This is a genomic window from Pedobacter steynii, from assembly GCF_001721645.1.
Lineage (GTDB): Bacteria > Bacteroidota > Bacteroidia > Sphingobacteriales > Sphingobacteriaceae > Pedobacter > Pedobacter steynii_A.
Window position 1 is genome coordinate 4,639,410 of record NZ_CP017141.1, and the last position, 25,663, is coordinate 4,665,072.

General features: G+C 42.1%; 25 protein-coding genes. 18 read left to right on the forward strand and 7 right to left on the reverse strand.

The window, feature by feature from the left end; translation table 11 throughout:
* Positions 1-11 precede the first annotated feature (11 nt).
* From BFS30_RS19170 to BFS30_RS19180, 3 genes are all read left to right on the forward strand, one after another.
* Positions 12-473, forward strand: a complete 462-nt coding sequence (locus BFS30_RS19170; protein ID WP_069380766.1) for a DsrE family protein — start codon at positions 12-14, stop codon at positions 471-473.
* A gap of 22 nt (positions 474-495) precedes the next feature.
* On the forward strand, positions 496-1,416 hold the full coding sequence (locus tag BFS30_RS19175; RefSeq protein ID WP_083252117.1) for a molybdate ABC transporter substrate-binding protein: 921 nt from the start codon (positions 496-498) through the stop codon (positions 1,414-1,416).
* A gap of 79 nt (positions 1,417-1,495) precedes the next feature.
* Positions 1,496-2,395: a LysR substrate-binding domain-containing protein gene (locus BFS30_RS19180; RefSeq protein ID WP_069380767.1), complete on the forward strand. Its 900-nt coding sequence runs from the start codon at positions 1,496-1,498 to the stop codon at positions 2,393-2,395.
* Between the two features lie 116 nt (positions 2,396-2,511).
* Here BFS30_RS19180 and BFS30_RS19185 read toward each other — a convergent pair whose 3' ends face one another.
* A complete protein-coding gene (locus BFS30_RS19185) occupies positions 2,512-2,910 on the reverse strand; it encodes a YtxH domain-containing protein (RefSeq protein WP_069380768.1) in 399 nt (132 codons plus the stop codon).
* A 182-nt stretch (positions 2,911-3,092) separates the two neighbouring features.
* Between BFS30_RS19185 and BFS30_RS19190 the strand changes: the two genes are divergently transcribed.
* The 7 genes from BFS30_RS19190 to BFS30_RS19220 all read left to right on the forward strand — a co-directional run bounded on the left by BFS30_RS19190 (position 3,093) and on the right by BFS30_RS19220 (position 11,677).
* Positions 3,093-5,444 carry a TonB-dependent receptor gene (locus BFS30_RS19190; protein ID WP_069380769.1) on the forward strand — a complete coding sequence of 784 codons (2,352 nt, stop codon included), beginning with the start codon at positions 3,093-3,095 and terminating at the stop codon, positions 5,442-5,444.
* Positions 5,445-5,452: 8 nt separating this feature from the next.
* Positions 5,453-6,586, forward strand: coding sequence for a PepSY-associated TM helix domain-containing protein (locus BFS30_RS19195; RefSeq protein WP_069380770.1), 1,134 nt, complete (start codon positions 5,453-5,455; stop codon positions 6,584-6,586).
* 49 nt (positions 6,587-6,635) lie between these two features.
* The gene (locus tag BFS30_RS19200) at positions 6,636-7,796 is read left to right on the forward strand and encodes an MFS transporter (RefSeq protein WP_069380771.1); all 1,161 of its coding nucleotides are present in this window, start codon (positions 6,636-6,638) and stop codon (positions 7,794-7,796) included.
* Between the two features lie 17 nt (positions 7,797-7,813).
* Positions 7,814-8,347, forward strand: coding sequence for a DUF1572 family protein (locus BFS30_RS19205; RefSeq protein WP_069380772.1), 534 nt, complete (start codon positions 7,814-7,816; stop codon positions 8,345-8,347).
* A gap of 157 nt (positions 8,348-8,504) precedes the next feature.
* A complete protein-coding gene (locus tag BFS30_RS19210; RefSeq protein ID WP_069382537.1) occupies positions 8,505-10,877 on the forward strand; it encodes an ABC transporter permease in 2,373 nt (790 codons plus the stop codon).
* Positions 10,878-10,900: 23 nt separating this feature from the next.
* Positions 10,901-11,392: a nuclear transport factor 2 family protein gene (locus tag BFS30_RS19215; RefSeq protein ID WP_069380773.1), complete on the forward strand. Its 492-nt coding sequence runs from the start codon at positions 10,901-10,903 to the stop codon at positions 11,390-11,392.
* A gap of 69 nt (positions 11,393-11,461) precedes the next feature.
* Positions 11,462-11,677 carry a hypothetical protein gene (locus BFS30_RS19220; RefSeq protein WP_069380774.1) on the forward strand — a complete coding sequence of 72 codons (216 nt, stop codon included), beginning with the start codon at positions 11,462-11,464 and terminating at the stop codon, positions 11,675-11,677.
* Here BFS30_RS19220 and BFS30_RS27790 read toward each other — a convergent pair.
* Entirely contained in the window at positions 11,674-11,844 is a 171-nt protein-coding gene (locus BFS30_RS27790; RefSeq protein WP_208602987.1) for a hypothetical protein, read from the reverse strand. The two genes, BFS30_RS19220 and BFS30_RS27790, sit on opposite strands and share 4 nt — an antisense overlap.
* Before the next feature lie 65 nt (positions 11,845-11,909).
* Here BFS30_RS27790 and BFS30_RS19225 point away from each other — a divergent pair, with 65 nt between their 5' ends.
* The 3 genes from BFS30_RS19225 to BFS30_RS19235 all read left to right on the forward strand — a co-directional run bounded on the left by BFS30_RS19225 (position 11,910) and on the right by BFS30_RS19235 (position 15,143).
* Positions 11,910-13,460 carry a PLP-dependent aminotransferase family protein gene (locus BFS30_RS19225; protein WP_083252118.1) on the forward strand — a complete coding sequence of 517 codons (1,551 nt, stop codon included), beginning with the start codon at positions 11,910-11,912 and terminating at the stop codon, positions 13,458-13,460.
* A gap of 61 nt (positions 13,461-13,521) precedes the next feature.
* Positions 13,522-14,370 (forward strand): AraC family transcriptional regulator, encoded by an 849-nt coding sequence (locus BFS30_RS19230; protein ID WP_157262966.1) that lies wholly within the window; start codon positions 13,522-13,524, stop codon positions 14,368-14,370.
* A gap of 83 nt (positions 14,371-14,453) precedes the next feature.
* Complete coding sequence (locus tag BFS30_RS19235) at positions 14,454-15,143, forward strand: FAD-binding oxidoreductase (protein WP_167353169.1); 690 nt, start codon at positions 14,454-14,456, stop codon at positions 15,141-15,143.
* 1 nt (position 15,144) lies between these two features.
* On the opposite strand, the gene BFS30_RS19240 is transcribed toward BFS30_RS19235, so the two are convergent.
* Positions 15,145-15,579 carry a DUF3995 domain-containing protein gene (locus BFS30_RS19240; RefSeq protein ID WP_069380777.1) on the reverse strand — a complete coding sequence of 145 codons (435 nt, stop codon included), beginning with the start codon at positions 15,577-15,579 and terminating at the stop codon, positions 15,145-15,147.
* A 131-nt stretch (positions 15,580-15,710) separates the two neighbouring features.
* Between BFS30_RS19240 and BFS30_RS19245 the strand changes: the two genes are divergently transcribed.
* Entirely contained in the window at positions 15,711-16,376 is a 666-nt protein-coding gene (locus BFS30_RS19245) for a class I SAM-dependent methyltransferase (RefSeq protein ID WP_069380778.1), read from the forward strand.
* Position 16,377: 1 nt separating this feature from the next.
* Here the strand turns inward: BFS30_RS19245 and BFS30_RS19250 are convergent, their stop codons facing one another.
* Together BFS30_RS19250 and BFS30_RS19255 are read right to left on the reverse strand one after the other, a co-directional pair.
* On the reverse strand, positions 16,378-18,288 hold the full coding sequence (locus tag BFS30_RS19250; RefSeq protein ID WP_069380779.1) for a DUF2207 domain-containing protein: 1,911 nt from the start codon (positions 18,286-18,288) through the stop codon (positions 16,378-16,380).
* A 12-nt stretch (positions 18,289-18,300) separates the two neighbouring features.
* Positions 18,301-18,852: a LemA family protein gene (locus tag BFS30_RS19255; protein ID WP_069380780.1), complete on the reverse strand. Its 552-nt coding sequence runs from the start codon at positions 18,850-18,852 to the stop codon at positions 18,301-18,303.
* Between the two features lie 64 nt (positions 18,853-18,916).
* Here BFS30_RS19255 and BFS30_RS19260 point away from each other — a divergent pair, with 64 nt between their 5' ends.
* Positions 18,917-19,714, forward strand: coding sequence for a DUF3050 domain-containing protein (locus BFS30_RS19260; RefSeq protein ID WP_069380781.1), 798 nt, complete (start codon positions 18,917-18,919; stop codon positions 19,712-19,714).
* On the opposite strand, the gene BFS30_RS19265 is transcribed toward BFS30_RS19260, so the two are convergent.
* Positions 19,711-20,247 (reverse strand): hypothetical protein, encoded by a 537-nt coding sequence (locus tag BFS30_RS19265; protein WP_069380782.1) that lies wholly within the window; start codon positions 20,245-20,247, stop codon positions 19,711-19,713. The two genes, BFS30_RS19260 and BFS30_RS19265, sit on opposite strands and share 4 nt — an antisense overlap.
* Before the next feature lie 256 nt (positions 20,248-20,503).
* Here BFS30_RS19265 and BFS30_RS19270 point away from each other — a divergent pair, with 256 nt between their 5' ends.
* The 3 genes from BFS30_RS19270 to BFS30_RS19280 are packed head-to-tail and all read left to right on the forward strand — an operon-like array spanning position 20,504 to position 25,218.
* Positions 20,504-20,902 carry a BlaI/MecI/CopY family transcriptional regulator gene (locus tag BFS30_RS19270; protein WP_069380783.1) on the forward strand — a complete coding sequence of 133 codons (399 nt, stop codon included), beginning with the start codon at positions 20,504-20,506 and terminating at the stop codon, positions 20,900-20,902.
* Positions 20,903-20,926: 24 nt separating this feature from the next.
* Positions 20,927-22,693 carry a M56 family metallopeptidase gene (locus tag BFS30_RS19275; RefSeq protein ID WP_069380784.1) on the forward strand — a complete coding sequence of 589 codons (1,767 nt, stop codon included), beginning with the start codon at positions 20,927-20,929 and terminating at the stop codon, positions 22,691-22,693.
* Positions 22,694-22,740: 47 nt separating this feature from the next.
* Positions 22,741-25,218 (forward strand): TonB-dependent receptor, encoded by a 2,478-nt coding sequence (locus BFS30_RS19280; protein WP_069380785.1) that lies wholly within the window; start codon positions 22,741-22,743, stop codon positions 25,216-25,218.
* On the opposite strand, the gene BFS30_RS19285 is transcribed toward BFS30_RS19280, so the two are convergent.
* Positions 25,215-25,574: a winged helix-turn-helix transcriptional regulator gene (locus tag BFS30_RS19285; RefSeq protein ID WP_069380786.1), complete on the reverse strand. Its 360-nt coding sequence runs from the start codon at positions 25,572-25,574 to the stop codon at positions 25,215-25,217. The genes BFS30_RS19280 and BFS30_RS19285 overlap by 4 nt on opposite strands.
* Positions 25,575-25,663: the final 89 nt, after the last annotated feature.

Below are 25,663 nucleotides of genomic sequence, written 5' to 3' on the forward strand. Positions count from 1 at the left end.
CTAAAGATCATATGAAAAAGTTCAGATTACTGGCAGTTACAGCTGTTTTGCTGTTCAGCTTAAATGTGGTAGCTCAGGAAAAGCAAGAGGTATCGAAACCCTTCCGCGGAGCCATTGCAGTAAAGAAAATCTATAAGGTGGTATATCAGTTGAATACAGAAGATGACAAGAAGATTGCTGCTACATTAAAGAATATAAACAATGCTTTACAAGACCCAAGGCTGGCAGGAAAGCTTAAGGTGGAATTGGTTGTTCATGGCGGAGGTGTGGTTGCATTTAAAAAAGGTTCAGCCTATGAACAGCAGCTGCTGGAACTCCAGAAAAAAGGTGTGCTACTTGCGCAGTGTGAGAATACGCTCAAAGAACGAAACATTGAAAAAGATGAACTTTATAGCTTTATTTCCTTTGTGCCTAGCGGTAACGGAGAACTGATCATCCGCCAAAGTGAGGGTTGGGCAATTCTTCATCCTTAATTTTAATCTTATCTGAAATAACATGAAACTGATTTATGCTGCTTTACTGGCAACCACGACAACGTTGCTGACCTTCAATACGCATGCCCAGGAATATAAATTCGACCCCCCATGGAATAAGCCTTTCAATGATGGACTGAATTTTACGATCAAAGGAATTGACAATGTACCCGATCTTTATGGAGATATCACTGACCCGCAATTGGTCATTTTTTTTGCGGGGAACCAATTTATGGTGATCGATGATTTGCTTAAGGGCTTCAAAGAAACCTACCCTCAATATACCCGTATCTTTGCCGAAACACTTCCTCCGGGGATCCTGGCGAAGCAAATACAGAGCGGTTCAATAACTATTGGTAATATGAGAATCTCACATCTACCAGATGTATATACAGCCGGCAAGTCAAGGATTGTGGAGTTTTCAGATTGGTTTTCCAGAACTGAAGTCTATGCTAAAAATAAGCTTGCAATCATGGTTCAAAAAGGAAACCCTGCCAGAATTGAGCGCTTACAGGATCTGGGTAGGGCTGATGTTAAAATTGCAATGCCAAATCCTGAATGGGAAGGAATTGGAAAAAGAATAGAGGAAGCCTATGTTAAAGCAGGAGGAGTAGCATTAAAAAAGAAGATTATGATGGATAAGGTGCAGGATAAATCTACTTATCTTACGCAAATACACCACCGGCAAACCCCGATGCGCATTCTTTATGGAGAATCGCAGGCCGGGCCGGTCTGGTACTCTGAAGCCTATTATCAGAAGATGATTAATCACCCTATAGAAATTATTGAAATCCCCGATAAAGAAAATATTCAGGCGACCTATATGGCAGGGCAGTTAAAAAAAGCGCCACATAAACAGGCGGCGAAAGATTTTATGGACTTTATAATCAGTAAAAAAGGTAAGGAAATTTATCGTAAATATGGTTTTACCACAAACGACTAACTGTTAGAATCATTAGGCGAATTCTTAAGAAAAAGATACTTTTAAAGCATGAAAATGGAGAGGTTAGCAAAGGGAATTTATGTTTGATTTTAGACTCAAGGTTTTTTATATCGTAGCAAAGCGACTTAACTTTACCAGGGCAGCAGAAGAGTTGTTTATTACTCAGCCGGCAGTAAGCCGGCATATACACGAAATTGAGGTATTCTACAAAACTAAACTCTTTGAGCGCAATGGGACAAAAATTAAGTTAACGCAAGCGGGGATTTTGCTTTTGAAACATTCGGAAGAACTGCTTAATCTACACCGTAATATAGAGTCTGATCTCGCGGCACTTTCAAAGAATATTAAGGGATCGCTTAAGATCGGGGCGAGCACAACGATTGCAAATTATTTTTTACCAAAATATCTTGCATCGTTCAAACTGAAGTTTCCTGAAGTGAAAATTGCACTTATCTCAAATAATACGGAAACGATTGAGAATTTGTTGTTAGGGAATAAAATAGATATTGGTTTAGTGGAGGGACAAACCAAACGTCAGTACATTAATTATAGATCGTTTGCCAGGGATGAAATTGTTCTATGTACAAGTAATGTCAATGCGGTCTCGAAAAAAACAACCATATCTACAGCTGAACTGCAAAAATTACCTATGGTGCTCAGAGAACCTGGTTCAGGCTCTTTGGAAGTCATCACCTCAGCACTAAAAAATGTAGATGTAAATCTATCAGATTTAAATATCGATATGGAATTGGAAAACACAGAGAGTATAAAATCTTATCTTCTGAATTCGCAATCATTTGCATTTCTTTCTATCCACTCGATGCTAAAGGAGCTTAAAAGCGGTGAATTAAAGGTTATTGATGTAAAAGGCCTTGATATTAAAAGATGCTTCTACTTCATTACGCAAAAGGGCGATGAACATTATTTGAAGGAAACTTTTGTTAAACATCTGTTATCCGATAGTTTCAAGCTTCAATAGGACATTATTTCTCACCATTAAGGGTATATACCTTATACAGGAAACTTCCTGATAAAGTATATACTCTGGGGATCAATAGAAATACCCAATTCCGGTTTTACGCTATATGTTTTCGACTAGCCGTTTGTTACCTTATCTGCAGCCGATTTAACCTCTTCTGAGATATCTTTTGCTTTAGATTTAGCCTCATCAACCAGCTCATCTTTAAGATCAGTTGCTTCTTTTGCTTTGGACTTTACTTTATCAACTACTTCGTCTTTTAGGTCAGTCAGTTCTTCCTCCTCGGTATGAAACTTGTTCTTTACAGCCCGGATTTTGTCTTTAGCAGTATCGGAAAGACCTTTAGCTTTATCTGAAATCCGTGTCCTGATGTCTGTGCCTCGTTCGGGGGCAAACAAAACTCCAATTACTGCACCAACTGCAAGTCCGGCTAAAAGAGCTACCACGGGTAGGGTAGAATCTGATTTCTGAGAGGTTAAAGAAGAGAGTACTTTTCGATAATTATTGTATTTCATAAGATAAGGTTTTTGTAGGCGATAGCCAATGTGGTGATAGCCTGTATGATATAGCAACACCTGACTTTTCAAAGTGTTTGAAAAAAAATGAATTAGCAGAAAGCATGATACTTTTCTTCTTGTGGCAATCTATTTGTAATTAATCTAAATTAATCTATATTTGCCGCTCAAAACCTCCATACATGAAGCTTAGACCCTTATTTTTATTTGTCGCACTTTTTGCGTGCTTTTTGCCCTGGAATTTATTTGCTCAAACAGGCAAAGGAACAATTTCAGGTATAGTTACCGATTCATTAAATCAAAATATTCCTTTTTCTAATATCAGCATCAAAAAGCTGAACCTGAAAACAAGCTCAGATAAGAGCGGTAAGTTTACATTTACCGGAGTTTCAGCAGGAAAGCATATCCTTAGCATTTCTATCACCGGATATGAGAAACAACAAAAAGAAGTATCTGTTTCAGCGGAGGGAACTACGGAAGTGGCGGTGGTTTTAAAAGAACAACAGGCAGATCTTTCAGAAGTGATCGTTTCTGCCAGCAGAAGGGCAGAATCTTTATCCCAAACCCCTTCTTCCGTAACTATCCTTACAGCAAAAGATATCAATACCCAATCTATTATCAGTCCTAACCTGGCTAATATTCTATCTTATAGTGTTCCTGGACTTGGAATGGCGACCAATCAGACCGGAAACTCCGGACAAACCCTGCGCGGCAGAAGTGTCCTGGTTTTGATTGATGGAATTCCGCAATCTACTCCACTGAGAGCAGGAGGAAGGGATATCCGAAGTATCGACCCTTCTGTTATTGAACGTGTAGAGGTGATTAAAGGTGCAACAGCCATTTACGGAAATGGGGCAGAGGGTGGATTGATCAACTACATTACAAAAAAAGGGAATTCAGGAAAGGAATTCGGCGGTTACTCGCAGATCGGCCTGACAGGAAATACAAAAGGTGATAGTACCATTGGCTACCGTGCGACACAACAGTTTTATGGTAAATTGAAAAAGTTCGACTATATCGTTAGCGGAATGTATGAAAAAACGGGTGTGTACCGTGACGCTAAAGGATTGGTGATCTCTCCGGAATACGGTCTTGGTGAAACCAAATCCTACAATGGTTATGCGAAATTAGGCTATGATATTTCTGAAACACAACGCCTGGACCTGATGTATAATTATTTTAGCTCCAGACAGGATTCCCGTTATGTGACTAAAGCAGGTGTTTACGGAGTTTCGCCAGCTATTGGTGTCAAAGGCGACAGACCTGGTGTGGACGAAGGAACACGTTTTAATCACAATGCGAATCTTCAATATACCAATAAAAAAATAGCAGGAAATACAGACCTTACTGCCAATGTATACTATCAGGATTTTTATACCATATATTCCAACAGTACTTCTTTTTTAGGCGGCGGACAGTCAGCGCTTTTATCTACTAAAAAAGGAGCACGTTTAAACTTAAACACACCTTTCTCACTTTCAGAGCAGGTATTGATGCAGGTGAATTATGGTTTGGATGTACTGAATGATAAAACCGCGCAGAATCTGGTAGATGGCAGGGCATGGGTGCCAAAGATGAACATGCTGAATCTTGCCCCTTATGTTCAGGCCAGCGCCAATATCATGACTGACCTGACGATTAAAGCCGGACTAAGATCGGAAAATATGGACATCAAGGTCAATGACTTTACCACCCTTGCCGGTCCAAACGGAACCGGAAATGTGGATGTTAAAGGAGGGACCTTAAATTATAACGCTTTTGTATTCAATGCCGGAGCCAGGTATTCTGCCTGGAAGGTATTTAACCCTTTTATAAGCTATGCACAGTCATTTTCTGTTTTTGAAGTAGGACGGGTACTTAGGGTAGCAACGAGTAATACATTGGCTCAGTTGGAAACAAAACCAATCATCGTGAATAATTATGAAGCTGGTTTCAGCAGTGCACTGGGAAAACTGAACCTGAGTGCTGCCTATTATTTGAGCACTTCGAAATTAGGTGCGAACCTGCTTGAAGTAGATGGAAGATACATCTCCCAAAGAATTCCGGAAAGAGTTTATGGATTTGAAGTTCAGGCGGATTACCCGGTATTGGATGAGTTGTTGATCGGTGGTAATTATGCTAAAGTAGAAGGTAAAGGTGATGTAGATGACGATGGTAAATTTGACGGGCCAACAGATGTTTACCTGAATACGACCAGAATCCCGCCTTCCAAAACCACGGCTTATATCCGTTATTCCGGCCTGAAAAACCTAAGTGTAGACCTGAACTGGGTGCATGTGGGAAGCAGAGACCGCTTTAAACGCAATGAAAAAACAGGTAAATATTTAATTGGGGAAGGCCCGGTTAAAGCTTACGATTTATTTAATTTCGCAGCCGCATACAAAGTAAATGAGGCCATGAGATTGAATCTGGGAATTGAAAACTTATTGAATAAAAGCTATTACCCAAGTATATCTCAGTTCTATGGAAGTGATATCAACTATGTGAGAGGTAACGGAAGAAGGTTTAATCTTGCTGTGGGATACGCTTTCTAACCCAACATATGAAAGCATTTAAAAACGCAATAAGGCAAATACACCTCTGGCTCGGTTTAGGTACCGGGCTAGTGGTGTTTATCATCAGTGTTACCGGTTGCCTGTATGTTTTTGAAGAAGAAATCAGGGATCTCACACAAAAGGAATACCTGTATGTACCGGTGCAGCAAAAGCCTTTTACAGGCCTGGATCAGATCATCAGGAACTTTGAACAGCTTGCCCCGAAAGAAAAAATAAGCGTGATCAGACTGACGGAATCTGAACCGAATGCTACAGTATCCATTACCAGCAAGAAGAAAAAGGTGTATTATTTTAATCCTTATGATGGACAACTGGTGAATAAAGGCGGTGCCGACTGGTTGAGTGTTGTTCTGGACATACACATGACCCTGCTAATGGGAGAAACAGGAAAATTTATTCAACGCTGGTCGGTGGTGATCTTTGTCCTCATGTTGGTTACGGGACTGGTTTTATGGTTCCCGAACCAGATGCGTTTAGTAAAGCAATCGATCTCTGTGAAATGGAAGGCCTCTTTTAAAAGGGTAAATTATGACCTTCATAATGTGCTTGGCTTTTATGCTTCCGGGATTTTAATCGTGGTCTCTTTATCCGGATTGTATTTCGCGTTTAAGGAAGTGAAAACAGGAGTTAGCTTTTTTACCGGATCAAAACTTGGAGATGGGAAAAAAGCTGCTGTAGCAACCGGAAAGGATAAACAGGAGCCAATAGCAGTCCGCTACAATGAAATGTATCAATCCATATTGCATCAATACCCGGGGGTAAGCTCGACTTCAATATCCATCAGAAAAAATGGGGAATTAAGGTTGAGAACGATGTATCCCTATCGCTGGGCGAGAAATCAAAATACTTTCTTTTTTGAGGAGGCCAGTGGGCAAATGCTGCGCTACAAGTTGTATAAAGAATTCAATAAAGCGGATTTGGTGGAGGCAACCAATTACGACCTTCATACCGGACAGCTCTTTGGCTGGTTTGGTAAAATCATTGCCTGCATCGCGAGTCTGATCTCTGCAAGCTTACCGGTAACCGGATTTATCATCTGGTGGAAGAAAAGAAAAAAGAAAAAGAAACCAGCTCCGGTGCCAGTTCGATATGACCTAAGTACGACGAATGTGACTGTTTAATTTTGCTAAATTTGCGCGGTGTATTTTTTACACTAACTATTAGCGGATTATGAAGAAAAGTTTACTCACTTTAACTCTCGGCGGACTCGGTATTGGCATCACTGAATTTGTCATGATGGGCTTACTGCCGGATATTGCCAAAGACCTGAACATCACCATCCCTCAGGCAGGACACCTGATTTCCTCTTATGCTTTAGGCGTGGTAGTAGGTGCCCCCTTGCTGGTTGCGATTGCGGGGAGTTATCCTCCTAAAAAGATCCTCCTGGCTTTGATGATCATGTTTACGGCATTTAATGCCCTTTCTGCTTTTTCGCCGGACTATCATATGATGCTCGCTGCCCGTTTTCTGGCCGGGCTTCCGCATGGTGCTTTCTTTGGCGTAGGTTCTGTTGTAGCCAGCAGGATTGCCGGAAAAGGGAAGGAAGCACAGGCGGTTTCATTGATGTTTGCCGGTTTAACGATCGCCAATGTGATCGGTGTCCCTCTGGGAACTTATATCGGACACCATTATTCCTGGAGGTATACTTTCGTGATTATTGTCATCGTTGGTTTGATTACCCTTTTAAGTCTTAAACTCTGGATGCCTAATCTTCCGGCTACCAAAGACCGGGATTTAAAGAAAGAACTCGCTTTTTTTAAGCTTCCTGAAGCCTGGCTGATCATCCTGATGATTGCCATTGGTACAGGTGGATTATTCTCCTGGTATAGTTACATTGCACCACTATTGACGGATGTATCTGGTTTTTCTCCGGATTCAATTACCTATATCCTGGTTCTTGCAGGTCTGGGAATGCTGGTTGGAAACTTTATTGGAGGGAAACTGGCAGACCGGTTTTCTCCGGCAAAAGCTTCCGTTTCTTTACTGATCGCGATGGCCATCACTTTATTTATCGTCCACTATATCTCCGAAAATCAGATTCTTTCCCTGGTGATGACCTTTATCACAGGTGCGGTTGCCTTTGCACTGGCTGCCCCGATTCAAATGCTGATGATCAATACCGCCAAAGGTTCTGAAATGATTGCGGCCTCGGTAAGTCAGGCGAGTTTCAATATCGGAAATGCATTGGGTGCATTTCTGGGAGGCCTGCCGCTGGCTGCGGGTTATGACTACACCTCACCGGTATGGGTGGGTACAGTAATGGCATTAACAGGAGCACTGTTCGCCTGGATGTTGATCAGCAGAAATAAAAAGATGATTTTGGCTAAATAATTCTATAATTTTATCCGATGGCAAAAGACTATCTGGACAGCGTTAAACAGCAACTGGAATATTATAAGGCATTGGGCGAGAAAACCATTGCGCAGCTCTCTGACGAACAATTGTTCTGGCAATATGATGCTCAAAGCAATAGCATCGCCACCATTGTGAAGCACCTGTCGGGAAATATGATCTCCAGGTGGACTGATTTTTTTACTGCAGACGGAGAGAAGAAAGACCGGAACCGGGATTCAGAATTTGAGAATGATTTGAAATCAAGGGTAGATTTGCTGGAACGCTGGAATGCCGGATGGAAATGTTTTCTGGATGTGATCTATGGTTTAAAAGAAGAGGACCTTGCTAAAGAAATCCTGATTCGTCATGAAACCCATTCTGTTACTGAAGCGGTTAATCGGCAGCTGGCACATTATCCTTACCATATCGGACAAATTGTATTTATAGGTAAAATGTTGTGCTCGGACAACTGGACTTCTTTATCCATTCCGAGAGGAGCCTCGGAAGCTTTTAACCAAGCAAAAGAAAATCAAAGTAAAAGATCATAGGGACCCCTGAGCAGGAGAATGGCGACTGTCCGGATCTGAACAGTGTTGCTGTCCGAATGTGAACATCAGGGTTTTAAAGGAGGTTTCTTTTTACATTGATGGTGGTTTTTTAGCCTTGGCATGTAGATTGGCATTAGAGGATAAAAGAATTATCATTATGTTTCAACATCATCTGTTGCTGATTTACAGGAACTTCAAAAAATATAAGAGCTCATTCTTAATCAACCTGTTTGGGCTTTCTGCCGGTCTGTGTTGCGCCCTGATGATTTACCTCTGGGTTGCAGATGAGCTGGGTATGGATAGGTTTCACGCCAATAACAGCAGGCTTTACCAGGTGATGGAAAATGAAAAGACGGTAGCAGGAATTAATACCGTAGATGCCACTTCGGGCTTGCTTGGTGAATCCCTGGCGAAAGAGATGCCGGAAGTAGCCATGGCGGTGACGGCTTCGCCCACCTATTGGCTGGAAGAAAGCAGGGCCTATACCGGGAATAATCCGGCAATAAAAGTAGCAGGTAGATTTGCCGGCAAAGACTTTCTGAAAGTGTTTTCTTATCCCCTGATTTCGGGAAATATAGACCAGGTCCTTACGGGGGTTAATAAAATAGCCATTTCGGAAGAACTGGCGGAGAAGTTATTCCATACTACAGATGTGGTTGGAAAGGAAATGACCTGGAGGAATGCTGAACTGAAAAATGAAAATCATGTGTTGATCTCCGGAGTTTTTAAAAATACTCCTGCTAATTCTTCAGACCATTTTGATTTTCTTGTTCCACTGGAGTTTTTGCTTGCCAACTCCAACTATCAAAAATGGGGCAACCATGGGCCCAATACCTTTGTGGTTTTAAAGGAGGGCGCGGATCCTGATCAGTTTGCTAAGAAAATTAAAAATTATATGGTGGGAAAGGGCCAGCTTTACCGGGAGTTATTGATCAGGCCTTATGCTGATGGTTACCTATATGGGAAATATGAGAATGGAGTGATGACCGGAGGAAGAATCGATTATGTACAATTGTTTTCTTTAATCGCTGTGTTTATACTGCTGATTGCCTGTATCAATTTTATGAATTTATCTACGGCTAAAGCTTCCAGAAGGATGAAAGAAGTCGGGATTAAGAAAGTAATGGGAGCAAGCAGAAAGTCATTGATCCTGCAATATATGTCGGAATCTGTATTGCTGACATTTCTGGCCTTATTCCTGGCATTATTAGGCGTAGAGCTTTTTATGCCGCAATTTAACCTGATCACTGATAAGCATTTATCGCTTCATCTTAACCTGAACCTGGTACTGACATTTCTGGGAATAGCCTTGTTTACGGGATTGTTGTCTGGTAGTTATCCGGCCTTGTACCTTTCCGGATTTAATCCTGCGGCAGCTTTAAAAGGGAAATTGGGCTCTACTTTAAGCGAATTATGGACCCGGAGAGGTTTGGTGGTATTTCAGTTTACCCTTTCTGTGGTACTGATTGTATCTGTTTTTGTGATCTATAAACAAATAGAATTTGTGCAGACTAAAAGTCCGGGTTTTAAAAAGGATAATGTACTGTATTTTGAAACGGAAGGCCGGGTAAAAGGAAATATAAATTCCTTTTTGTCGGAGGTAAAGAAAATTCCGGGAGTATTGAATGCTGCAGGAATAGATCGTAATTTTCTGGGTGACCTGAGCGCAACCGTAGGCGATTTCAGTTGGGAGGGGCGTAATCCAAAGGAAACCATCAAGTTCCAAAAAGGCAAAATTGGAAGTGGATTAATTGAAACACTGGGTATGAAAATGGCTGCCGGCCGCAGCTTTTCGGATCAATATGGATCTGATAGTGCTAAAATTATCCTCAATGAAGCGGGGATAAAGGTGACGGGCCTGAAAAATCCAGTGGGCAAAATCTTTACACTATGGGGTAAAGATTATCAGATTGTTGGTGTGCTGAAAGATTTTAATTTTGAGTCTCTGCGTCAGGAGGTGAAGCCGATGTTCTTCAGGTATGAACCTAATGAGTTAACCAGGGTCATGATTAAGGTCAAAGCCGGAATGGAAAAGCAGACGGTAGGAGATCTTCAGCAGTTTTATAAGCGCTTCAATCCAGGTTTTGTGCTGGATTACAGGTTTCTGGACCAGGATTTTCAGTCGCAATATGTATCTGAGAACAGGGTGGCTATACTATCCCGTTATTTTTCTGCACTTGCGATCATCATTTCCTGTCTGGGTTTGTTCGGACTGGCCACATTTACGGCAGAGAGAAGGTTGAAAGAGATTGGCATCAGAAAAGTATTGGGAGCTTCTGAATTGAGTATCATTATGATCTTATCAAAAGATTTCACCAGGCCGGTAATCGGAGCAATCATAATCGCCCTTCCACTGAGTTACATCATGACCAAATACTGGCTCAACACTTTTGCTTATAGAATTGAACTGCAAGTCTGGTATTTTGTGGCTGCCGGCTTGCTGGCCTTACTGATATCCTGGCTAACAGTGGCTGTACAATCCATAAAGGCAGCAAATGTGGATCCGATCAAATGTCTTAAAGCAGAATGAAATGAACTTAACTAAATTATCGTATGAAAACAACATCCATTTACCTTATTGCAGCAACAACGTTGCTTTTTTGTAATCTGATCCTGGGTTCAGGACTGAAAGCACAAGGGAAAGCGTATGTAATCAAAGATCTTAAGTTGTATCAGACTATACTGCATATGGACAGTGTTTGTTTTGATGCATTTAATACACAGGATCTGAAAACACTGGGAAGTGTCTTTGCGGAGAATGTAGAATTTTACAACGATGGAGGTAAGGTGACGAATTACCAGCAAACAATGGAGAGTTTTAAAAATATGTTTGCGAGCAATAGCCGCTCTCCCTTAAAAAGAACATTGATCGGAACGCCTGAAGTCTATCCGCTTAAAGATTATGGAGCGATAGAAGTGGGAGTACATCAGTTTACCCATATGGAAAATGGTAAAGAAGAGATCGGGATTTTTAAATTTGTTCAGGTTTGGGAACATAAAGAAGGGATATGGAAAATGACGAGAGTCATCAGCTATGATCATTGATTTTTATATTTCAGCTCTGAATTGTTATATTTGAAACACGCGTTCCCTTGAGGATTACGTGTTTCAAATATGCCCGAATTACTCCTGATATGTGTTTTACTAATTCCACAGACCGTGGCTGGAATTCTTGCTAAAAGTATGGGAAGGAGTTTCTTCTTCTGGTTTTTTATCTCCTTTCTGATTCCAATCATTTCTCTGATCGTGTTGCTCTTCCTGGATGATAAAGGAGAGTCAGGCGGTTACGAGCTTGCAGATCATGTGACAAAAAGGGACAACATTTCCTAACCCAGTTTTTTAACTTCATTTAGTAAGGTAGCGAGTTCATTTACTTCCTGAATGTTCAGGGGCTTTAACGGCCCTCTTAGTTCGCCACCTTCTTCGCCCAGAATCTCCAGACCCGATTTGATCGCTCTTGGAAGTCCCTTAGCCAGAATATATTTTAATAAATTCAATTGCTGATAAAAAATGTCCTGTGCCTTGTGCAGGTCGTTTTTTTAATGGTGATAAAAATTATTAAATGTCAATTCCTTTTGACAGGACAGATTTTGCGTATTTTTGGAGGATTGAAATCATCCAGTTTTTACTTAAACTAATGGGCCAGATGCTGAGACCTTGGAAAACCATATTGAACATCGAATTGGGGAGTCATAAGGCTGTTTTTCAGCAGATTGCCGATGGAATTATCGGAGAGATCAGAAAAGGAAGGTTAAAACCGGGAATGTCCCTGCCCGGAAGCAGGATCCTGGCTGCTGATATCGGTGTAAACCGTAAAACAGTAGTCCTGGCCTATGAAGAACTGATCGCGGAAGGCTGGTTGGAAACAGCCTATAAGAAAGGGACTTTTGTTTCAGAAAAGCTGCCAAAACAAAAGGAAAGACGGAGGCAGAGAAATGAAGAAAGCATTTCTTCTGTGAAGAACTTCTCCTTTACTGCATTTGGTTCCGGCATGCCGGCAAGTGTGAGTGCTGAGGTTCCATTAATTGTGTTTAACGACGGATTGCCTGATGTTAAGCTGGCCCCATTGGATGAATTAGCACGGGCTTATAAACGGATTTTTCAGCAAAAGGCGAGATGGAGGATGTTGGGTTATGCCAATGAAAGGGGAGAGGAGCGGTTGCGGACCGCCATTTCTACGATGCTCAGGATGGACCGGGGGGTAAGTTTTGATATTAATCAGATTTGCGTCACCAGGGGGAGCCAGATGGCGCTGTACCTCAGTGCTCAGATATTGATTAAGCCCGGTGATATTGTCGTTGTGGAAACACCAGGATTCCGCCCAGCTTTCGAAGCTTTTGAACATGCAGGGGCTAAATTGATACCGGTGGAGGTAGATGAGCAGGGAATTTGCATCCCGGAACTGGAAGAGCTGTGTAGGAATAAGACGGTTAAAGCGGTGTACGTCACGCCACACCATCAGTTTCCGACTACGGTAAGTATGAAAGCCGACCGTAGATTGAGATTGCTGGAACTGGCTAATAAATATGGATTTGCGATCATTGAGGATGATTATGACCACGATTATCATTTTGGAATGAGGAGCCTGTTGCCTCTTGCGAGTTATGATAATGCGCAGAATGTAATTTATATCAGTTCTTTGAGTAAACTCATTGCGCCGGCAGTCAGAGTAGGATATGTAGCCGGCCCGGAGCGTTTTATTGATGCGTTGGCTGCATTGAGGATGACGATCGATCGTCAGGGAGATCCGGTGATGGAAAATGCAGTGGCCGAATTGATGGAAGAAGGAACAGTCAATAAACATGCAAAACGGGCATTGGGAGTGTATAGGGAAAGAAGGGCATCGATGAGTAAACACCTGGATAAATATTTGAAAGAAAAAGCGGATTATCACCTTCCTGAAGGTGGCCTGGCCTTTTGGTTAAAATTCAAAACACCGGTAGATACCGCTGCCTTATCTGAGTCATTATTGAAACATGGTGTTCAGGTGATCTCGACAGAAAGATTCTCCTTTAACGGAAAAGCCCTGAATGCCCTTCGGCTCGGCTATGCGGATCTGGATGAAGAAGAATTGGAAAGAGGAATTCAGATCATCGCTTCTTTAATCCCTTAGTATTTTCATTTTTCTGAATCTTTACCTTACTTTGAAACACTTAAAATTACCCGACCGGAACTTGAAACAACACATCCCTGTACATAAAATGTCCGAACGCACCGGCTCAGGTCTGGAAATGATTTATTTCGAGAGCGTGAGTAACGAACGTGCATCATTATTAGGCGCACATCGGGACGATCATTATATTTTTATCTTTCAGGAAGAGGGAAATACAGAGCTGATGCTCGATTTTAAGACCATTTCTATTAGTGGTTGTATGCTATTATACATTGTCCCCGGACAAGTGCACCATATTCTGGATACTGAGCTTTCTTCGGGTTGGTTTATTGCGGTGGAAACCCTGCTGGTTGCAGAAGAATACCGTCAGATTCTGGAGCACGTGGTGCTGCAACAGCAGGCGCTATTACTGGACCCGGTCAGGAAAGACGAATTTAGACAGTGCATCCAGCTGGTGTATCAACGTTTTCAGAAAATCGACCAGCCTTTGAGCAAACAGATTGTACATTCCCTGCTTTCTTCTTTTATCGGGATATTTTCAGAAGCTTACCTGTTGAATAATCCTAAAAATGAATTGCTGAACTCCAGGCCTTTACAACTGACACGGCAATTCAGAAGTATGCTGCTCGATCATTTTAAAAGGGTAAAAGGGCCGGCTGAATATGCGGCGATGCTGAACATCTCTCTAACTTATCTCAACGAAGTTGTTAAGTCCAATACGGGATTCCCGGTGAGCTATTGGATCCATCATGAAATTATTCTGGAAGCGAAGCGCCTTTTATATTATACTGATCTCAGTATGAAGGAGATTGCTTTTTCATTGGGCTTTGCAGACCATACTTACTTTTCCAGGTTATTCACCAAGTTTTCGGGCATCTCTGCCGGTAAGTTTAGAAGAGCTTACCGCTAATCGTCCAATAATTACCTTTTATCCTGCATTGTTGTTCCTGTCTTTTTGCTGTTGCTTTGTAGGGAATACAAAATGATATGGGAATGAATATGCTAAAAAAGAAAGCGCTGCAACTGATCGAACGGCAGTTGGCTAAAAGCGGGACGGTTTTGGAAGTCAGAAGCTGGAGTCCTTCCACTTTTTACGAAGTAGATTTACACCTTCCCGGTGTGGACATGAGTAAATGGACTTCTGTTCAGCACATGAAAACAAAGGTAGCCGAATATGTTTACCGGGATTATACCCCCGCGAGCTGGGATGAAGAGACCGGTACCTGTACTTTATATATTGACGCGGCCCACGACGGAGAGGGCAGCAGATGGGTTTCCAGTTTGAGAAAAGGCGATCAGATCTGTTACCTTGGAATAGCCGGAACCAATGCCAGGCCAGTGGATGGTAAACGAATTGTATGTCTTGGCGACAGCTCCTGTGTCGGACATTTTCTTGCTCTGGAACAACTGGCAGGCAAGGGGAATGTGAGTGGTGCGCTAGTGATCAAAGAAGAAAGTCACCGCAGGGAGTTTGCCAGTTATTTCGACACCCTGCTGGAAGCCATTCCTCAACAGCTGAACAGCAATATTGATAACCTGCACAACTGGCTGAAGGAACAACAATGGGGCAGCAATGCAGTATACATTGCCGGGAATGTACCGATGGTGGTAGAACTGAAGAAAATAATCCGGAATTTACCTGATTTTGACGGTGCCGTAAAAGTACAGGGATTCTGGTGGTAAACTACTGCCCGCAGGTCATGAGGGGAATAGATAAACTGAACAGGGAAAGCACCAGGCAAAGTGGTACATAAGTTCTGGTGTCTTCTTTTGCAAAACTGGTCCCCTTAATGCTTTTCATCAATCCAATATATTTGAAATCCCCGATTGCGCGAAGGCCAAATATTCCTGCAATTACATAAGTTGCAATGTGTATGTATCTTCTGTCGATCAGGTGGTCAACGATTCCAATATTAGCGAGTGTAATAAATGCAAATAAAGCCAACCCCGCTGCTACGATAACGGTTCCGAATTTGCCGGGTTTTATGGCCTGCTCTTCGCTGGTTCTGACTGGTATGGCATTTTTTAAGGCCCAGGTTCCACCGCAAACCCAGTAAATGTGTAAGAAAGAAAGAAAAATAAATATTAAGGTATTAATGGCGACTAGTGCAAATATCATTGTAGTGTATCCTCTGTTTTTACAGTGTCAAAGTTAATCTTTGTGTTGAATAATTGTATCCTTCCTTTTCATATTTTGTGGAGATTTACAGTTATTAAGTAACAAATACAGGAGAAAACTAATATATAAAGATGGAAAAAGAATGGAATGACGAAGAATTGAAGGAAGTTGCGAGTCAACTGAGCTCGCCAAGCGGTGAAGCCGGAAAAAAGACAGGCGAACGGATGGCAGCTTCCAATGAAAATATGATTAACAGAACCATCAGCAGTTTGAAGCTGGGTAGTGGAGAAAAAGTGTTGGAAATCGGACAGGGAAATGGGAGCCATGTAGGCCTGTTGATGGCGCAGGCCACAGCACTTGAATATACCGGGATTGATATTTCGGATACGATGATTGCTGAAGCATCCAGAATCAATGCTGAATTGCTGGAATCGGGGCAGGTTTCTTTTGCACTATCCGATGGAGAACACCTTGATTTTCCTGCCGATACATTTCAAAAGATTTTCACAGTAAATACCCTTTATTTCTGGAAAGATCCTAGGGCATATGCAGCAGAAATTTTCCGTGTTTTGAAGCCTGGTGGTCGTTTCTGCATCACATTTGCAGATAAAAAATTTATGGAACAGCTGCCATTTACGAAATGGGAGTTCCAGCTTTATGATCCTCAAATGGTAAGTCAGCTATTAGAGGCCGCAGGTTTTCATATCATCGAAGTGATTGAAGAAAAAGACAATACCCGGAGTAATCTGGGGACTGCTGTTCAACGGGATATAGTGATCATCAGCGCAGGTAAATAGTTTACCAGCCGCCACCACCACCACCTCCGCCGCCGCCACCGGAAGATCCGCTACTGCTGCTACTGCCAGAGCTCCAGCTGGAACTTCCGGAGGATCCTGAAGAAGAACCGGAGGAAGAGCTGGAAATAGTTGGTGTTGCTGTTTCAAATGCGCGGCTAAGCGGCCGTGTAAAACCGGCACCGAATGTCCGGTAAGGAAAACTTTCCCCGGAATACCATTCCGGCTGGTAGTCTGTTCCGTCAAAGGCTTTTTCAAACTTTGCTCCCCAGGCATTTTCTACATCAAGAGCCATTGCATAAGGTAAAAACCGCTCAAAAAGCTGCGGGGTAAGTTCGGGTGGGTTGAGGAGGTTAAGACGTTCCTGTTCGGCCGTTTCCAGGTACATTTTGAATCCTGCTATTTCACTCATCAGGCTTGTGCCATAAATGGTTGGCGCCTTAATCAGGTAGATAAAAGTAATAAACATCAGGGTAGAAGTTCCGATGAAAACCAGGCTGCTGGTCTCCATCTTGTCTACAAACTGAAAGAGCATCCAGCAGGGAATTCCCGCAAATGCCAACCCAAAAAGAACCAGAAACAAGGATATTCCATAGGTGGAGCGTAAACCGGCAATACCTGTATAAATACAAAACACACCTGCACCGATAAATGGTACAAAGAAAAGGAGCACCAAAGGATAACCTCCGGCAACGAAATACATAAATAAAACGAATGCAATGATCGTAGCAATAACAGCCTTCAGGATATGGGAACTGTGTTTAATGAAATAGCTTTTAAAATCAATCTTAAGTTTAACCGCATTTTCATGGGCAGTCCTGGCTGCGTAGATGTCCTTACTTCTGGCGCTGGTAATCGTCATCTTTTCCCTCGACTCGAGAAGGTGTTTATAGATTTGCTGTTCTTCTGAACTGAGCTGAGCGGTATCTCCCGAGGAGCGTGCCAGCAGGTATTCACCGTCTTCATCTTTACTGATCCTGATGACTTTTTTTACTGCCATGTTTACAATTGAAGTGGCAAAGCCCTTCTGGTCTGATTTCTTTTTATTGAAGTAGCGGAGTACTCCGGGAGAAAGATCTCCGGGAATGTTAAAGCTGGGAATGACGGTCGGTGTTTCCGGATCTACACCATAACGGCGCCAGATAAAGAAGAGATATCCACCAAGAGCAATTAAAAGTAGGGCGGTGATGGCTACTTCTTTATATTCAGTAAACAACTGCTCGCTAAATGAAGGTCTTTTGATCAGCCCGGAACTGAAAGCTGCAGCAACGGTAAATCCTTCGCCCGGGGCAAGCGGCTGACCCGCTTTGAAATTAACGCTGCCATCACTGCTGTTGTAGAAACTGCAAACTGCAGCTTTAGAGCCGGCAGGCCCGGTATAACAAGCGGTATTTCCTGCTTTTGCTCCCACAGGAAACTGGATTCTGGCCGAAGCAGCCTCAATAGGAAAGGCCCATTCATTACCGGTCACATTCCAGTAAAGCTCATCATAATCTTTAAAGAAACCAACTTGTCCCCTGGTACTGTAATTGATCTGATATTCATAGATGCCGGGCTCAAGCGTAACCTCTTTGCTTCCCATGTAAATTGACCTGCTGCCATTTTCTTCCTTGGTAAAAAAGGGCTCGGTTTTACCATCTTTATAGACACTTTCCACCAAAAAATCCATTTTTTTACGGGTTCCGTAAATGTCCTTGCGATGAAGGGGGATGGTTCTGATCAACCCTCTTTTGATCTGATCTCCATTGGCGTATACTTTGATCAGCTCAGTGACGCTGACCAGGCCAGAGGTGTCAATCCGGATATTGGAATGAAAAGAAAGAATCTTTTCTGTCTGTGCCAATGAAGACTGAGAAAATTGAAGAAAAATAAGGAATAGCAGATAACTGAAGTAGCGGAGGTTTTTGTTGGTCATAGCATGGTTTCTTTAAAAGGATACTTTTTTATTTTCACGCTCCTCGGGGTTCTGTATTTCAAAGAAACGGCCCGGTTGAAAATTAAAAGCATTGGCAAGAAGATTTGCCGGAAAGGATTCAATAAGGATATTGTTTTCTCTGACCGTCCCGTTATAATACCTTCTGGACATTTCTATTTCTGATTCTATGGTCTCCAGTTGAGACTGGAGTTGCTGGAAATTGGTGTTGGCCTTTAAGTCAGGATAGTTTTCGGCAACCATCAGCAATTGCCCGATCGATTGTGTCAGTCCTGTTTCAGCAATAATTTTTTCCTGATTACCACTGGATTGCATGGCGCTGACGCGTTGCCTGGTAATGTTTTCCATCAGTTGTTGCTCATGTGTGACGTAGCCTTTTACCACCTCAATCAGATTAGGGATAAGGTCATATCTTTTTTTAAGAAAGACGTCAATTCCACTCCAGCCTTCCTTCATCAGGTTTTTCTTTTTTACCAGTTGGTTGTAAATCAGGATTCCTCCAATCAGGAGCAATGCGAGTAGTCCGGTGATAATTGGTATTGTCATAATTTAAATAAGTAGAGAAAGATAGTAATTATTCAATGATGTGAATGTTTACATTTGCATTTTTATGAGTATGGAGAACAGAGTAAGCGCGACGCTTGAGAAAATTCAGAACAATATTGAGCCTTTAAGGCAGGAAATTATTAACCATAAAGTATATTCAGTAATCAACGACCTGGAGGACCTCCGGATCTTTATGGAATATCATATTTATGCAGTATGGGACTTTATGTCCTTATTGAAAGCTTTACAAATTAACCTGACCTGTACCAGTATTCCTTGGTTTCCTGTTGGTTCAGGCAATATCAGGTCGCTGATCAATGAGATTGTGGCAGGAGAGGAATCTGATGTGGATGCGCTTGGAAATAAGAAAAGCCATTTTGAAATGTACCTGGATGCAATGGAGCAATGTGGCGCGGATACCCAGGAAATTGTCCGGTTTACGACTGCTTTGAAAAGTGGTTCAGATTTAAAAACGGCTTATCAGGCAGCAGGAACTCCTCAGGAAGCAATTGATTTTGTAAACTTTACTTTTGAAGTGATCAATGAGGGGCAGCACCATGTACAGGCAAGTACTTTCACCTTCGGTAGGGAAGACCTGATTCCAAATATGTTTTTGTCTATAGTAAATGACCTGAATAAAAAGTTTCCTGATCAGATTTCCTTGTTTAAATATTATCTGGACAGGCATATTGAAGTAGACGGCGATCACCACAGTCACCTGGCACTGGAAATGACTGCAGACCTTTGCGGGGCAGATGAAGCCCGGTGGAAAGCAGCTGAAGAGATGAGCATGGAATCTTTAAGAAAAAGAATCCGGCTGTGGGATGGGGCTTACCATGCGATCCTTAAGCGTAAACACTAGTTCATATGTATCGGAGGTAAGGAGTAATTGTCTGTCACCTTATCCATATATAATAGGTTGATGCCTCTGACTACAGAATTGGCATTTTTTTGCGTGATGGGGATGGCTACGTGATAAATCTCTTCCGGGAAGTCATTCTCATCATGTGAAATGAAAACCAGACGGACCTGTTTTGATTTGCCCGACTGATAAATGTTCTGCGCCTGTACCATCAGGCTTTTTCCGATTTTATTCGTCTGCGCAGCGGTCTTAAAGAAACCGTATTCATGCTGATAGCGAATAGACTTGGTATTGATGGTGAGGTGCTCTTTGCCATAAAAATTCCATAAAGAATACCTGATCAGAAATAATAAGATCAGCAGGGAAACAATAGCCAGTGCGGGAATTCCTTCTGTTACTGCCATAATCGCGATGCCGGCAACCGCCAGGTTCAAAAAAATGAGGATCAGTTTCCCAAACAAATGGGTTTTTAAAGTGAGGGTGATAAAAAGGCAGATCCCATCGGAATCTATCATGAAGCCATTATCCTTCATAAATGCATTGATAATTATATCGAAAGATAAACATAAAAATCATTATGTTTTCGGTAATAATTTTGATATAATAATTGTATTGTGTTTTTAACAAGTAAATTTCTGTAAAAATATCGCCTGTATTAATATTTGTTAATCTTCTGGTAACGCCGTGTTCATCTCTATGATAAGGGGATTGTGGCGGGAACCATCGATGAAAAATAAAAATAATTAACCTAAGTATTGTTTCGTACGAAAAATTTACTACCTTTAGATTATGAAAGGAAATACAACTGAAAATAACAGACAAATAGAACCGACTAAGGCAGAGCTGGAGATTTTACAGGTATTGTGGGAGCAGGGGCCGTTAACGGTTCGTCTCGTGAATGATAAACTAAACGAGAACAGGGAAGTTAATTATACGACGACTTTGAAACTCATGCAGATTATGGCGGACAAAGGTATTCTGACCCGTGATGAAAGTCAGATGAAACACATTTATCACGTGGCTGAAAAGGAACAGACCACAAAAGACTTTTTACTGGAAAAATTTATAGATACCATGTATAATGGTTCTGCCAGTAAACTGATGATGCAGCTGATGGGCAATAAGAAAACTTCAAAAGAAGATCTGGAAACCATCAAAGAACTGTTAAGTAAACTGGAGCAAAAATAATTCATCTCTTAAAGAACCACAGAAATGGAAACGATCATTTTTAAAACCTTATTACATTCCCTTTGGCAAGGGCTTATTCTTGCCCTGATCACTGCAATGATATTGATATTTACGGGCAGGCTCGGTGCAAGGTTGCGGTATAATTTACTGATTTCAGCATTGATGTTATTCACTGTAGGGATCTGTGCATCTTTTGCTTATGAATGGCAGCAGTTTTCGGAACGCGATTTTAACAGCGGGCAAGTTGTTGCTTCGCAGTTACAACTAGCTGCAACCGGACAGAACATCACTAGGGCAGGGGCCGAGGCCCCAACTGCGATGATTCAGCAGTGGCTCCAGCATTTTAATGGTTATGCACCTACCATTGTGTTGATCTGGTTTCTGGTGATCTGCGCCAGAAGTATCCAGCTTTTTGCCGGCTTGTACAGCATCAAAAGAATCAGAAATACACAGATTAGTCCAGCGGGAACATATTGGGAAGACCGGGTGAAAGCGCTTGCGCTTCAGTTTGGGATTAGTCAGGTGGTTCAGATTGTTCAGTCCGGAATTGTAAAGGTACCCATGGTTGTCGGGCATCTCAAACCATTAATCCTGATTCCGGTGGGGCTGATTAACGGTCTGTCTGCAAAAGAAGTGGAAGCAATCATCTGCCATGAACTGGCTCATATCAAAAGGAGAGATTACCTGGTTAATATTTTACAAAGCCTGATGGAAATTGTTTTCTTCTTTAATCCTGCTGTATTGTGGATCAGTAAACTGATCCGGGAAGAAAGGGAAAGCTGCTGTGATGAGATGACAATTTCAAACACGAATGATAAAGTGAATTATATCAGTGCTTTGATTTCCTGTCAGGAGTTCCAGGGAGAGAACCCGCAATATGCAATGGCGGTTTCCGGATCTGATAACCAGCTGGTACAGCGGGTGAAAAGAATGGTTTCAAATGATAGCCCTGGTTTAAATAAAATTGAAAAAGGCATCCTGGCAGTCGGGCTTGTTGCGGCAGTTACTTTAACTGCTGCATTTTCAGGGGCCAGCCATACGCTGAAGGAGTCGAAAAATAATGTTGCCCTGCAGGATACACTGCGAATTAAGAAAAAACTTAGTAATTCAAGGATACAGACAAGCACCAGCACCAGGGTGGAAGAACACCTGACCGAAAAAATACTTGAAGATAAACAAGCTTCATTGCGCGACCGGGAGGCGAGCCTGCGTGACCAGCAGGCTAAGGTAGATGACCAGAACGCCGCTTTAAATGACCGGAAGGCATCTGAAAATGACCGTTTAAAGAGCGCACAGGATGAACGCTTAACGGAAAATGAAAGGCTGAAATCAGAACAGGATTGTTTAAAATCAGAACAAGATCGTCTAAAAGAAGAACAAGACCGTTTGAAAATGGAAGTCGATGTTAAGCTTGACCTGGAGAACAAAAAACAAATGTCTGATGACAGGGAAGTTGCCAGGACCAGGAGTACGACCAGTACTTCTACAACAAGAACGACAACTAAAGAGCGTGAAAATCAGACTAAAAACAGGAAAGTGACTGTAAAGACCGGAATCACGGCCGATTATCTGAACAAAGGGGAATTTGACGACAATACCTCCGACTACATTACAGATGATTTGCTTAAAGATGGCCTGATCTGGAAAAATGAAAAGCTTTCTTTTAAAATCGATAAGAATGAGTTTATGGTGAATGGTAAAGCTTTGCCGGAAAGTACCCATAAGAAGTATGCAAAGAAATACCTGAAACGTCCGGATTGGATTCTGGTTTATAACTATGAGGTTCAGTAAACCAGAGCTTTTTAACCTTATTTCACGCACCTCCTAAATTAAATTGAATGAAACTATTTATAGCGGCTGTTTTAGTCGCATGGGCAAGTATTGTCTCTAATTTTACCTTTGCCCAGTCGTCTGCAGGACCTGGAAACCCCGGCAAAGGGCAGATTTCCGGTACGGTATTAAATGAATTAAAACAGGCTTTTGATCTTGCTACTGTGGCTTTATTCAGGGTTCAGGACAGCGCGTTATTAAAAAGTAGTTTCACCGAGCAGGATGGTAAATTTGTTTTCGAGCAGTTGAAAGAGGGGGATTACCGAATAAAAATATCTGCAATGGGGTATCAGAATTACCAAAGTGCGGTATTGCATATCAGTGCCTCAAATCCCGAATTAAGGCTGGCTGATATCAGCATGCTTTCTGCGACGAAAAACCTGAAGGAAGTATCTATTGTCGGCCAGAAAGCATTTGTAGAACGAAAGATCGATCGGACGGTGGTTAACGTGGACGCCTTAATTGCCAATGCAGGAACTACTGCGATGGATGTGCTGGAAAAGTCTCCTGGGGTATCGGTAGATCAGAATGGGGCCATCAGTTTAAAAGGAAAACAAGGGGTTACCATATTTATCGACGATAAACCGACCTATTTGTCGGGCGCTGATCTGGAAAGTTATTTGCGCGCTTTACCTTCAGCCTCGCTGGATCAGATAGAGCTCATGACCAATCCTCCGGCCAGATATGATGCTGCAGGAAAAGGAGGGGTGATCAATATCAAAACCAAGAAGAGCAATTCAAGAGGGTTTAACGGAGGCCTGAACCTGGCCTATACTCAGGGAGAACTGGCCCGGACCAACAACAGCTTTAACCTGAATTACCGCCACAATAAGCTGAACTTTTTTGGCGTCCTGAGTCACACCTATCAAAATAATTTTACAGATCTGGATTTATTTAGAAAGTATCAGAATGAAGATGGAAGTACCAAATCTTATTTTGAACAAAATAGTTATATCCGCAGGAAAGGGACTGGTTTTAATGGTAAGGTAGGAATGGATTATTACCAGACGGAAAAAACAACCTGGGGACTGGTGCTAACCGGTATGCACAGGTCATCACCGGAAACAAATAACAATGTCAGCAACCTTTTAAATGCCCAAAGGGGACTGGATTCAATTGTAAAGGCGCTGACAAAAGAGAAAGAAACGTTTAAAAATCTTGGTGTGAACGCGAATTACCGCCATCAGTTTGATAAAAAAGGACAACAGCTGACAGTAGATGCGGATTATCTGATTTACAGGACCGGGAATGATCAGGTGATCAATAACTCTTCTTACCTGCCTGATCAGAGTTTGAAATCGGAAGATATCCTGACGGGAAAACTGCCTTCAGACATTAAGATTTATACCCTGAAAGCCGATTATAGTAAACCTTTTGAAAACAACTGGAAAATGGAGCTTGGGGCTAAAACCAGTTATACCAAGACAGATAATGTTGGAGCGTACAGTTATACCATTAATCAGGTCACCAAACCTGATTATGAAAAGAGTAACCATTTTATTTACAAGGAAAACATCAATTCAGGCTACCTGAACATGAATAAAGAAGCCGGGAAATGGTCTTTTCAGATGGGACTTCGTCTGGAGCATACCAGTTCTGATGGACATCAGATGGGAAATCCGGTAAAGCCCGACTCGGCCTTCAACAGAAGTTATACCAACTTATTTCCTACGGTTTACCTTTCGTATAAACTGGATACCGCTGGAAATAACCAGCTCGGTTTAAATTATGGCAGGAGGGTAGATCGTCCTTACTTTCAACAATTGAATCCTTTTGTTTCTCCTTTGGATAAGTTTACCTATTACCTGGGAAATCCTTTCCTGAATCCTTCATTTACACATAGTATTGAGCTTTCCCATACTTTTAAGAATAAAGTCACCACGACGCTTAGCTATAGCGATACGAAGGATGAAGTGAATGAAACCATTGAAATTAAAGACGGACTTTACTATAGCAGACCGGGTAACATTGGTCGTAAGATTGTTAAAAGCATGAGTGTGAATGCGGGTCTTGACCTGGCGTCATGGTTGACCTGGCAGTTTTATGGAGAACTGACCAATTTAAATTCAAAGAGTAATGATTTTTATAATGGGGTATTGAATAGTAAAGGGACGTTTTTCTTTACAACCAATACCTTTCAATTCAAGCTGAGCCCAAGCTGGACCACAGAACTTGGTGGCATGTACCGGACAAAGATCAATGATGCCCAGTTTACCATTGGTAAACTTTATGCGATGAGTATAGGGGTACAAAAGAAGCTGTCTCCAAGTACGACACTGAAGCTAAATGCCAGTGATATCTTTTATACCAGGATCATCAACGGACAGATCAATAACCTGGCCCTGACTACAGCAGGCTGGCGTAACCGTTCTGATTCCAGGAATGTGCTGTTGAGTTTAAGTTATCGTTTTGGTAAGACCTTCTCTGATCTTAGGAAACACAATCAGACAGGAGCAGAAAGTGAGAAAAATCGGGTGAACAATTAAACTCGTGTTTTACGGTGTCTCGCTCCCCAGTCACAGAGCTTTTTCCATATCGGGATGAGCTCTGTTGCTATTTCCGTCAATTCGTATTCTACTTTTGGAGGAACTTCAGCGTATACAGTCCTGCAGATCAGCCCATCATTTTCCAGCTCTCTCAATTGCAAGGTGAGCATACGCTCGGTAATGTTGGGCATGGCTTTCCTGATTTCGCTAAACCTTAGTTTTTCCTTTTCCAGATTAATCAGGATCAGGAGCTTCCACCGGCCGCCAACCATAGCGATCGCATAACTGAGGTCATTGCCATCAACGATGCACTTCCTGTTCACATTATTGGTCGAATTTTCCTTTCTTTCTGCCATTACTTACATTTTTGTTAGTTCCGTACAATGGGCGGTACCGGGGGCAAATCTAAGGCTTACCTTTTACTTTTGCCGCTCATATTACAGTC